Source organism: Thalassotalea euphylliae (genome assembly GCF_042682785.1).
Lineage (GTDB): Bacteria > Pseudomonadota > Gammaproteobacteria > Enterobacterales > Alteromonadaceae > Thalassotalea_F > Thalassotalea_F euphylliae.
Genome location: NZ_JBHUIB010000003.1, coordinates 330,899 through 342,762 on the forward strand (window position 1 = coordinate 330,899; position 11,864 = coordinate 342,762).

At 43.2% G+C, this 11,864-nt stretch carries 9 protein-coding genes; 6 read left to right on the forward strand and 3 right to left on the reverse strand.

Annotated features, from left to right (window positions below):
• Window positions 1-3 precede the first annotated feature (3 nt).
• The gene (locus ACFSJY_RS08710) at window positions 4-2,622 is read right to left on the reverse strand and encodes a hypothetical protein (protein WP_386033320.1); all 2,619 of its coding nucleotides are present in this window, start codon (window positions 2,620-2,622) and stop codon (window positions 4-6) included.
• Window positions 2,623-2,831: 209 nt separating this feature from the next.
• On the opposite strand from ACFSJY_RS08710, the gene recR reads away from it, so the two are divergent.
• From recR to ACFSJY_RS08740, 6 genes are all read left to right on the forward strand, one after another.
• Complete coding sequence (gene recR, locus ACFSJY_RS08715) at window positions 2,832-3,437, forward strand: recombination mediator RecR (RefSeq protein ID WP_386033322.1); 606 nt, start codon at window positions 2,832-2,834, stop codon at window positions 3,435-3,437.
• A 24-nt stretch (window positions 3,438-3,461) separates the two neighbouring features.
• The gene (locus tag ACFSJY_RS08720) at window positions 3,462-3,809 is read left to right on the forward strand and encodes a gamma-glutamylcyclotransferase family protein (protein ID WP_386033324.1); all 348 of its coding nucleotides are present in this window, start codon (window positions 3,462-3,464) and stop codon (window positions 3,807-3,809) included.
• Between the two features lie 45 nt (window positions 3,810-3,854).
• Complete coding sequence (locus ACFSJY_RS08725; protein WP_386033326.1) at window positions 3,855-4,625, forward strand: phytanoyl-CoA dioxygenase family protein; 771 nt, start codon at window positions 3,855-3,857, stop codon at window positions 4,623-4,625.
• Window positions 4,626-4,875: 250 nt separating this feature from the next.
• Window positions 4,876-6,021, forward strand: a complete 1,146-nt coding sequence (locus ACFSJY_RS08730; RefSeq protein WP_386033328.1) for a methyl-accepting chemotaxis protein — start codon at window positions 4,876-4,878, stop codon at window positions 6,019-6,021.
• Between the two features lie 19 nt (window positions 6,022-6,040).
• Window positions 6,041-6,877, forward strand: a complete 837-nt coding sequence (locus ACFSJY_RS08735; protein ID WP_386033330.1) for a nitrate- and nitrite sensing domain-containing protein — start codon at window positions 6,041-6,043, stop codon at window positions 6,875-6,877.
• A gap of 139 nt (window positions 6,878-7,016) precedes the next feature.
• Window positions 7,017-9,272, forward strand: coding sequence for an ABC transporter substrate-binding protein (locus ACFSJY_RS08740; RefSeq protein ID WP_386033332.1), 2,256 nt, complete (start codon window positions 7,017-7,019; stop codon window positions 9,270-9,272).
• A 56-nt stretch (window positions 9,273-9,328) separates the two neighbouring features.
• On the opposite strand, the gene hmpA is transcribed toward ACFSJY_RS08740, so the two are convergent.
• The gene (gene hmpA, locus ACFSJY_RS08745) at window positions 9,329-10,510 is read right to left on the reverse strand and encodes an NO-inducible flavohemoprotein (protein WP_386033334.1); all 1,182 of its coding nucleotides are present in this window, start codon (window positions 10,508-10,510) and stop codon (window positions 9,329-9,331) included.
• A 15-nt stretch (window positions 10,511-10,525) separates the two neighbouring features.
• The gene (locus tag ACFSJY_RS08750) at window positions 10,526-11,722 is read right to left on the reverse strand and encodes an NnrS family protein (RefSeq protein WP_386033336.1); all 1,197 of its coding nucleotides are present in this window, start codon (window positions 11,720-11,722) and stop codon (window positions 10,526-10,528) included.
• Window positions 11,723-11,864: the final 142 nt, after the last annotated feature.

Genomic DNA, 11,864 nt, shown 5'->3' on the forward strand with positions numbered 1-11,864 from the left:
TCATTAGCGTCTGCGCCTTAATAGCCCTCCCGCTCTTGCGCCACTGTTTGCGCGTCGCTGCTGAAAGCGTTGGCTGCCTTGTGTTCTTGAACGCGCATCTCTATTTAATTGTTGCGTTGTCGTTCTGTTGGCATTGGTTGTCGCGTTGTTGGTTGTGCGCGATGTTGAGTTCTGAGCCCGTTTTGTAGCGTCGGTAGAACGTTGTTGCGTTGTTGTAGCAGTGCCATTGTTTCTGCTTGAACGCGTTGATTCAGATTGTTGCCAATTACCAGAGTCAGGGTCGTATTTTTGCCAGCCGTCATCTGTTTTTTTGTACACTTCACCATTGTGACCAGCGAAGACGTCACCTTGGTCATTCTTGCCGATCGTTTTGCGCTCGCCATCTTTAGAAATTGATTTTATTTCGCCGCCTGTTGAAGACTCGCCATGATAAACGCTATCACGACCATCTCGTGTACTGGTTGATTCGTAAGTTTTACCGTCTTTATTGGTAAATTCACCGCTTCGAGTGACCGTATCTCCATTCTTCTCACGAGTAATAGTGCCGCCACCACCATCAGAACCATTAATGGTTGTGGTGCCTTCACCGTCTTTATAGTTACCGGTAACTGTCGCTGTTCTGCCATCGGCAGATTCGATAGTGCCTGAGCTTTTCAGGTTGCCGTCATCATCCCATTCTCGTTGCATTTCAACACTGCCGCCACGGCTGTTTTCTCGTTTTGATTCAGACCATTGGTCATCGATATCGACAGTGCGCTCAACATCAATTTCATTGCGCTTTCCTTCAATTTCGCGTTCAAATTCGTAGCGTTCTGAATCTTCGTCATAGTAGCGGCTAGTGCGTGTTTCAATACCCGTACGAGGGTTATACATTTCACCATAGCTCGCCCATTCGTCGCCGTCCCACCACGTTTCGCGATAGCCCATTCGGCCTGTTTTCGGATTATAGCCTTCACCATAGCTGTAACCGCCATAAGGGCCATACCATGAAGAGCGCCAACCGTATGCACCAGTATTGGGGTTATAGTATCGACCGTAGCCATAAGCAGGATAGTAGTACCAATAGTATGCGCCATAGTATGGCCAGTAGTAGTAACCAGTTGAATAAACAGGGACGCCATAATAAACGTATGTGTTGGAGTCATAACCTGCTGTGTGAACGTAAGTGACTTGATTGCCGGATGACTCGGCTACTTTAACGTCGGTGGCACTGTAACTTGGCGAGTCGGCAGGAATATCATAAATAGCATCAGGCACGTTGTCGGTAACTTTCCAAGGGCCGTCAGGGCCTGCACCAAGGTACCAAACTGCTTCGTAAACAAGGTAGTAATTTCCATTAACGATAAATACATCTTGTGGACTGTTTGTCGCTCGTTTTACTGAGGTGCCAGGAATGGTTTCAAAAGTGGGTTCGCCGTCATATAGCACCTTGATATCAGGCTGGTTGTCTCTTTCCACTGTTTTGGTGCGCGGCAGCATTAACTCTAGTATGGCGAGCCTTGCTTCAACGGTTCCTTTGATGGATGCACGTACAAAACTCATTTTATGATCAGCAGGGATGTTAGTGAATTCGTCAGGCAGTGGGTTAACGAAAAGCCAAGGACCATTGTTTAAGTCATTGGTTTTAAACCATCGGCCTGCACTTAAAAAGTACCAAGTGTTCTCTAGCTTGAATAGCGGTGACTCCGTATTGCTAAGGTAGCTAAGATCTCCTGTGATCTTTTCTAAGGTGGGCGTTCCAGCCGTTACAATTAACTCTATTGGAGAGCTATGGTACAGAACAATGGGTACGTCACTACTGTTCTGCTTAGCAGGAATGGATTCGGCAATAATACTGTGAGTTTTGTTGCCCGCTAGCTGCGATATTTCTTGAGGTAGTTGAGCCGCCTTACGCCATTCGCTAGCGAGGTTTGAGGCGGTTAGCCATTGCTTGTTAACCAATAAGTACCAGCTGTCTTTTAGCTTTAGAAGTGGCCAATTTGCATTTTGTGCGACCTGCCAGTCTGTGCCGTCGATAGCTTTCAAATAAGGTTTGCCGGGAACAATAAGAGCAATGGTATCTTGCACCATCACTTTGATAATAGGCGGTGCAGTGTTAAAGCCTTTTTCGCCTTCGTCATCGAGTACAGTATCTGACAGTGCGGTAAGAAAAATATCAAGTGGCATTGCTAACGACTTACTGCGAATCAATGTTTGCACATCATCAACCATGTCGGGCGCTTTTTTACCATTTCTATATACAGAAGTTATGGCGGCGTTTTTAATAGTGACCAGCCGATTATCTAGATCGATTTCTGTATCACCGCCAACGCGAGCATTTAACATCGTTGCAGGTTTATCTTGGCCTTGTTCAAAATATTCGATGGCAACTAGCGCGTCTAACGTTTTAAACTCTGGCCATGCTTGAATTTGGGGCGCATGCACAATCGCTGGTTGGCTATTAAGCTCTCTAGGTTGTGGATATTCCCAAGCAACTGCACCTTTTTTTGTGTTCACTGGTTTTGCACTGGCGCCTTTTGACGAAGTCGCGGTGTTTGACGTCGGTGTTTGCGGCCTGCTATCACAGCCCAATGAAACCGACATCATCGCAATGCCTGCTATTAACGCTACAACTTTTATCATTCAACCTACCTCACACCTAATTCCGTCTCAAGCCAGTACATTGTTTTTAAACACCTTTTAGTATGGCAGCTATTTTGTAATTGGGTGTAAAGATTGTTGGTGAAAATATAACCGTAGTTTTTAATCAGTCGTTGTAAATGCTTCAATCGTTTACCCCGTTTAACCAAATCAGTTAGACTAGCCAGCAATAGAATAAATTGGATGGTTTAATGAAGTTTAGCCCTTTAGTACAAGAGCTTATTGAGTCGTTTCGTTGTTTACCCGGTGTAGGTGCTAAAACGGCACAACGTATGGCGTTTCACCTTTTAGAACGTAATAGAAATGGTGGTGCCAAATTAGCCGAAACACTTAGCGAAGCAATGGAAAATGTTGGCCACTGTAAGCAGTGTCGTAATTTTACAGAGCAAGAACTTTGCGATATTTGTGAGTCGCCACGTAGACAGCAATCAGAGTTGTTATGTGTTGTAGAGAGTCCTGCAGACGTCATTGCGATTGAACAAACGGGTGAATTCCAAGGTCGTTACTTTGTCTTGATGGGACATTTATCACCCATTGATGGTATTGGCCCCTCGGATTTAGGTTTGGATATTCTGGCTAAGCAATTAGAAAGTGGCAACATTAAAGAAGTTATTTTGGCGACAAACCCGACAGTTGAAGGCGAGGCTACGGCACATTACATCGCTGAAATGTCTAAGTCTTATGACGTCAATTTGTCACGCATCGCACACGGTGTACCTGTTGGTGGTGAACTTGAGTATGTTGACGGCAATACGCTTTCTCATGCGTTATCTGGTCGTAAAAACTACCAAGCGTAATTTGCTGTGCTGGAGAAGGATAATATGAATAAGCCTATGGACACCAATTGTCGATTATTTGTATATGGTACGCTAGCACCAGGTAGGCCTAATGAACATATTTTGGCACCATTAGGTGGTAGTTGGCAGGCAGCGACTATTAATGGCAAGTTATATGAAAAAGGTTGGGGTGCAGCGCTTGGCTATCCTGGCATCGTATTAGATGCCACGGATGATAATGTTGATGGCTTTTTATTTGAGTCTGAGCACTTGAAGGCATTTTGGCCTGAACTTGATGCGTTTGAAGGTGAAGGTTATGAGCGTGTAATGGTAGAGGCTCGGCTTAATGACGGCACTGCGGTTGAATGTAATGTCTACGCGCTTGTCACCTAAACAATAATTAATCTACTTCAAAAATAATAAAAAAGGCGCAAAGCTATGGATATAAAAGCGCAGTATCAAGAGCAAGGATTTGTGCGCTTGGCAAACTTCTTTTCCGCGAACGAGCTAAATGTCATTAAGCCTGTCGTGAAAAGGTTTCATCAATCTTGGACTGCAGCGAACCAATCGTTTTATCAAGCGAGAGCAATAAATTCTGCCTATTTGACCGGCAACAAACACTTGACTGAAGCACAACGAAATACATTCTTTCAGTGGCTCTCATCGAAAAAACTATCGAGTATTGTCAGCGACATTCTGGGTGAAAAGGCATGTTTTTTAAATACTCAGCTTTTTTTTAATCCGGTTAATCCCGAGCAGAAAAACTATTGGCACCGTGACCCGCAATATCATTTATCATTGGAAGAACAAAAACTCGCCTTGTCTGGCCCTGATGTGGTGCACATTCGTATTCCTCTTGCCGACGAACCAGGTATTGAACTTGTTCCTAAAAGTCACAGAAAATGGGATACGCAAAGACAACTTGATGTCAGGTTAAGTCAAAACGGTGCAACGCCCTCAGATGAATTGGATGAAGGGCAAACCATTGCACTAAACACAGGCGATGTGCTGGTATTTTCAGGTTTAATGATTCACCGTGGGTTATACGGCAAACAACGGTTAGCACTAGATGTGCTTTATTGTGATGAAGCGCCGGATATCGTTATGCATTGCGAGCAAGACTGCCTGCCAAGTAACGCGCAATTAGCGATAATGCAGGAACCTTTCCCTTTTGCTAATACATTAGCAATTAAGTCAATGGGTTGTTGAACTGAACAATTGTTGTACAAAATGCTCTAGCTTGGCGCAAATGCATTGATTTGCTTTGTTTTGGTGCGCTAACCGTCTCTACACATTGAAACAGATAAATCACCAACCGGATGTCATATATCTGTAATATTATGAAAAATATAGTATTTACAGTGTCATAATTGTTTTTCTTCTATGACTTTCTTGTCTGGTACAAGGTTTGCTCAAGTTACTGCATCGTTGTTGTAGTAGTAAACGAGGAGCAAGATACATGGAGCAAAATCTTGGCTCAACATCGGCGCTTGATCTGACAAGTCCTTTTAAAGATTGGCGTCTATTGTTGGTCGCACAATTAGTGCTAGTGGGGGCAGTATTCTCTGCACTCAATAGTCTTTTATTCTTATCACTTGCCTTAGTGTTGTTAGGTTTACTGATAACAACGTCTTATATTTATTTCTTCAAGCAAAGCATCAACGAAGTGAATCGAGTATTCTCCGGCTTACATCAGGCCTCTTTTGACTATCGACAGCTCGAGCGCCAATGTCCGCACTTTGGACAGCAGTATCCGAGCGCAATTAGCTTATTTAAACAACTCAATCGTGAAATAATTCGCTACAAAGAACGTATTGATGAAGTGGAATTTGCTTCCGCTCAAGTGATTGATACGGCGAATAAAGTGGCGATAAACGTTAAGCACCAATCTGATTCTACCCACTCCACCGCAGCAGCAATTAATGAAATGAGCCACTCGCTAGAGGAAGTTAGTGGAGAGATTATCAAGGTACACGACACCGCGCAGTCGGCGAATCAGTTATCAAACAAAGGGCGTGAGCATTTGCATCAGCTGCATTTACAAATTTCTGAAATGACAAAGTTCTCAGCGCAAACTGAGCAGCTAATGTTAAGCCTAGACAGTGCCAGCGAAGCAGCTCTTCAGCGCTCAGAGGCTATTCGCGGCATTTCTGAGCAGACCAATTTGCTTGCATTAAATGCGTCAATAGAAGCTGCAAGAGCGGGCGAGCAGGGAAGAGGCTTCTCTGTTGTTGCTGATGAAGTTCGCATGCTCGCACAACACAGTAATCAAATTGTCAGTGAAATTATCGACCACATAGGTAAAGTGCGCACCCAAAGCCATGACATTGTTGAGAGCATGGCAGCTGTTGTTTCTAGTGCTAATCAATGCGAGCAGCATGCGACGAGTGTTGACCAACAATTTGAGTCGATTACTGAACAAACTGACGATGTTCAGCTGCAAGTAAGTATCGTATCGACTAATGCAGAACAGCAAAAGGTGGCAACTGATGAGATTTCACAGCATGTTGAACTGGTTGTTGAGAGTGCTAGGGCTAACGCGGACATAGCGCAGCAAGCAGAAAGATTAGCAAACCATTTGAAAAATTTAACGAACGCCGCTTAATCAGGAATAAGGAGATACTATGCTTCAGGGCATTCTGTTTACCATAGTTGTGCTATTTATCGCTTTTCTTTCATTTCTGTTTTGGCGCGCTAAGCGTATCGCACTGTATGAATTGCAAGAGCGAGGGCTAGCTAAAATATCGTCGGTTAAATTACTGATAGGCTTGTTGCAAAAACATCGTGGCTTAAGTGCTGCCAAGTGCCAGGGTGATCAATCAGTGGGTGGCGATCTCAGTGTTATTAAACAGCAGGTTGCTAAGTTGATGAGCAGTAAAAGCTTAATCCATGAGGACAGCGAACGTTGGCAGAGCTTTCATGATCATTGGCAACGTTTAGCAAATGACAAAACAACAGTGACTGCAGAAAATAGCTTCCAACAGCACACGCAGTTGATAAGTAATCTTATTTATCTACTAGAAGATGTTGCGCAGCTTCATAAGCTGAGTGCCCATTACCTGCCCGAATTTGCTTACATAGACTTTGTATGGCGCGAGCTCGTTAACGTAACAGAGAGTGTGGGCCAGTCTCGGGCGGTTGGCACAGCATCTGTGACTATGGGGCATTGTGACAGCGTACAGTTGATTCGCCTCAAATTTTTGACAAAGCATATCAATACCATTTCAGCACAGGTGCTGTCTAAAATTACTAGTAAGAATCGTCGAACGAAAACCATGCTAGAAGCTGGGCTCTCTAAAACGCGTTCTCTTACCAGTGTTATTGAACAAGAGATTATCGATCGTGAGCGCATTGCTATCAGTCGCGATGAATATTTCTCACAGGCTACAGAGACGATGACCTCGTTGAATACTATTTTTGATGCGCAAGTAGAAGAGATTAAGAAAAGTATTGCTGCATAACGTAGATTGGCCCAGAGGTAGCTTATTCACTTGTTGTGGTAAAGGTGAGTTGAAGTAATTTATAAACAATACAATTATTTACTGATTTTCAAAAAGCGGACTATGCTCAAAGTAATCACTTAGTCGTTTACGAAAAGCTATGAAGCACCTTTGGCTATTGATGTTACTGTTTTCAGCGATCATCAATGCACAAGAAAAAGTCGTTTTGCAATTGAAATGGTTTCATCAATTTCAATTTGCAGGCTTTTATGCCGCGAAAGAGCAAGGGTATTTCGCGCAGGCTGGGTTTGATGTTGAAATTCGCGCTCGTGATATCAAAACTAGCGCTATTGCTGACGTTTACGAAGGGCGTGCAGATTTCGGCGTCTCTGATTCGTCAATTGTTGTTGAGCGCCTCAATGGTAAACCTCTAGTCATTGTCAGTACCATCTTTCAAACCAGCCCACTTGTTTTTTTATCACTCAAAGACGCAGAAATAAATAGCCCTTACGAACTAAAGGGTAAGCGGCTGATGTTTCAGCGAAATGTTGACGATGCGTCATTGCAAGCCTTACTTCAATTGTTTGGTATAGGCGAGCAAGACTATCGTTTTATTCAACACAATTTTAATGACTGGGCGGTAGCGGAAAATACGGCTGATGTGATGTCGGCATACCGTTCTGATCAACCCTATAAATATGAAGCGAAAGGCATCCCAATTAATATAATCGATCCATCAAGCTATGGCATTGATTTTTATGGTGATCTGGTTTTTACCACGGAAGAAAGAATTCAGAATGACATTGATGGCGTAAGGCGATTTGCGGAGGCGGCACGAAAGGGCTGGGAGTATGCTTTAGATAACCAAAAAGAAGTCGCCCAACTTATTATCGATAAATACAATTCGGATGTTTCGTATGAGGCGCTGCTAAACGAGGCAAAAGTCACTGAGAGTCTTATTAAGCCTAAACTTACGCCGATTGGTAACGTGTTTCCTGAGCGTTTTGAACGTATCGCGAAGACTTATCAAGCGCTGCAAATGGTGCCACAAGATGGTGATATCAAGGGCTTGTTACTGCAAGATTACATGGAAAAGCCATACATGCTCGACACCCGCATTGTCTATAGCCTTGTCGGGGTCATTCTTATTTTTGTTCTGTATTCTGTTTTCCAGATGCGATTTAACGCAAGGCTCCAACAAACGGTGAATGAACAAACCCATGAACTTGAAGCAACGAATGACAAGTTGAAGCGACATATCCAATTACTGAGCGTGCAAAAATCTGAGCTTGAAGAAGCGAGACGTAATGCTGAACATGCGAATAAATCCAAGTCACTCTTTTTGGCAAATATGAGCCATGAGATAAGAACGCCAATGAATGGTGTTTTGGGGACTATTCAGTTGCTTCAACAAATGACTCAAGGTGAAGAAGCGAGGGATTTACTGAAAAAAGCGATGTACTCGTCGAAAATGTTGCTCGCTATCCTGAACGATATATTAGATTTTTCAAAAATTGAAGCGAACAAACTTACCCTGGAAGATAACCCTTTTGATTTAGATGATGTTATCGAGTCGGTTTATGCATCACTAAAACCAGAAGCGGAAGTGAAAAATATCTACTTGGTCGTTAGAAAAGCCGAGAACTACCATAAAGGTTGGTTGGGAGATAGCGTAAGAGTAAAGCAGATTTTGCTCAATATTAGCTCAAATGCCGTTAAGTTTACCGAAAAAGGGCAAGTTGAAGTATCTGCATGCATAGGTGATGGAGACGAGTTGATATTGACTGTAACAGATACGGGAATAGGCATGTCGGAAGAGGGGTTGTCACGCTTGTTCGACAGGTTTGAACAGGCAGATAAATCAACTACGCGAGTTTTTGGCGGTACTGGGCTAGGGATGGCAATCTCTAAGAGTTTGGTAGACTTAATGGGCGGACATATTAGTGTATCGAGCCAAGTTAATGTTGGTTCTAAGTTCGTTGTTACTTTGCCTCTTCAACAAGTACAAGTTATCGATAGCAAATCAGATTCTAGTTCAGTATCAACGCCAAATTTAGCAGGCAATACAATTTTATTGGCGGAGGATAACCGCATTAATCAAACCATTTTTCAGTCAATGATGAAGCCTACAAATGCAATTGTAGTTGTCGTTGATAATGGACAAGAGGCGATTGACGCGGTTGGCGAGCAAACATTTGACCTTATTTTTATGGACATTCAAATGCCAGTCATGGACGGTGTAAAAGCTTGTGAGGCTATCAGGTCAATGCACCCCGATATACCTATTGTTGCATTAACAGCAAACGTAATGGAAAGTGACAAACAAAAATACATGGAAGCAGGGTTTCAACAGCATGTTGGCAAGCCGATAGATCTCAAAGAAATATATAGCTGTTGTAGCCGGTATCTATTGTAAATACCGGCTCAGGTTAAACATTTTGAGTAAAGCGACTTCAGTGATATCCGCAGAAGCTATAGGGTAGCGTGCGGGCCAAACACCTCGTAATGAATTCGCTCTTCAGAAACGCCTAAAGTGGCTAAGTTATCTTTTGCAAACTTCATAAAACCAACGGGGCCACACAAGTAAAAGTCTCCATCAGTGAGAGGCAATTCAATTTTTGTAAAGTCGATAAGTCCACCAAACGTGTTCTGGTTGTTACCTTGTTCATTGTTATACCACGTAAAGTGCTGCCAATTTTGTGTATTACAAATACTAGCTGTGTGGTTATCAAATGAATGTTGTGCTTTGTTTTCACAGGCATGAATATAGGTAACGGGCAGCTCGTAACGTCTTTCAGCTAAGGTATCTAATATGGCTTGCATCGGCGTGATACCAACACCAGCTGAAATTAGCACCACGGGCTTTTGTTTGTCCTTAAAGTAGAAGTCACCGGTTGGCGCATGCAGATCGACAATATCGCCAACATTGAGATGATCGTGCAGGTAATTAGACATAACGCCCTTGTACTCACCTAATTCTCGTTTTACTGAAATGCGGTAAGTGTTGCCATTAGGCGCTGTTGATAAGGAGTACTGGCGAATCTCAATGTGATCAGATGTTGATGGTTTTAGCTCAATACCTAAATATTGGCCAGGTTGAAAATCCATGACAGGCTGCTGATCAACAGGTTCAAAAATAAAGCTGGTTACTAGTTCTGATTCCTTTGTTTTCTCTACTAAGATAAAGGCGCGTTTACCACGCCAACCACCCGCTGATGATTCTCTTTGGGTATACAACTCTTCTTCGCGACCAATAAACAAGTTAGCTAAAACACCATATGCTGATGTCCAGGCCTCTTCAACGGCTTGCGTGAATTGTGTAGTAAGTAGCTCTCGCATAGTTTCAATCAAATGGTGCCCAACAATTTGATAGTCATCAGGCTTGATGTGAAAGCTCACATGCTTGTTCGCAATGCGCTCTACGGCATGCTTGAGCACCGCAACGTTATCTAGATTTTTAGCATATGCCAGAATCGCTTCAAACAACGCGACTTTCTGGCGGCCAGTATGTTGGTTGCTTAAATTGAAAATATCTTTTAACTCAGGGTTATGCGAGAACATGCGCTGGTAAAAGTGATCAGTAACAACGGTTCCTGCTTGCTCAATGAGGGGCACTGTTGATTGGACAATCTTAATGTCTTGTGAAGATAACATGAATACTCCGAAATGTTATTGGCGTGGCGCTGAGAGCACTGGCCAGTATGTGAAAAAGAAAATTGAGAATGAAATAACCCATAGCGATGCACTAGCAATCCATGCTTCAAAAGGGTGACCAGCGATTGATAGCCCGAATCTCAGGACGGTAGCGGCTATCATCAATAAAAATGCGATAACAATTTGCGGTTTAACCTGTAGTAAACGACCAGTATGACCGAGTGAGACTCGACTCATCATTGAGATAATCATTAGGCCAATCGCACCAAGGGTAATAATGTGAAGGGCTGTACTAAACGTTAATGCGTCTATGCTGTAACTCAAGCCAAGTGCGATAAGTCCTAAACCCATAAATGCATAAGATAGATGCAATGACCATAGTAAAGGTACGTTTAGCGTATGAATGCTTGACCAGGTTGTCATTCTTATCAGGTGTAAACTGCCAGCAAGTATCATAAAAACAGCAGGCGTAATAGGGAGTGGAACAAACTGCCCTGCAATAAAAATACTGATGCCAATGAATGAAGTCGGGAGTAGTATTTTTTCTAGCCAGTTTAACGGCTCTTGAGGTTCAACGTGTGCGCCTCGCACCGTGAAAAATGGAATTACTCGGCCACCAACAACGGCCATAATCATCGTAAATAGAAGTACAGCTGACCGCGCTATGTGCAGTGCAACATCCTGAAATCCCGCGATAGCTAGCGCAAGTGTTGAGACGTTCAAAATGCCCAGCATACTCAGTAATGGTACAAAAAGGTAATTGCGTTTGTTGTTAGCTGACCAAACAATCCTTGCGTATATCGTAACAACGGTGCACCACCAGCCTAGAAGCAACGCTAAAGCAACCAAAGCGGTGACTTGCAAATTAATAAAGAGCAATACTCGAACGAGTATCCAAGTAATAAGCAACAAGAAAACAGGAAGCCCAGTAATGCTAGGGGTGCCGGTCCAGGTTTGCACAGCGGTTAGAATAAAGCCAACGGCGATCAGCGCTGCAAACCCGAAAATCATTTCATGAGCATGCCAGATTACACTCGGTAGCACCTCCTGAGATAAGTTGATAAAGCCACTTAGGGATAAAAGCCACAACCCTACGCTCAACGCTGAGTACAAACCTCCTGCGAGAAAAAAAGATCGAAAGGCGAGTTGCCATAGTGGGTGATTAAACCCTGTTTGGGCGCTTGGCTTAGTTTGCGGTTCAGATATTTGCATATTAAAAAATTTTAAAACCTAGGCCGTGAATACCAACACATCGCAACACGTAGCCAATCTTAAAAAAGCCCGCGAATATTATGGTTGCTATATGCGCACTGACCTGCACGGGGATTGAAAAATACTGGTCAAACTGAAACGT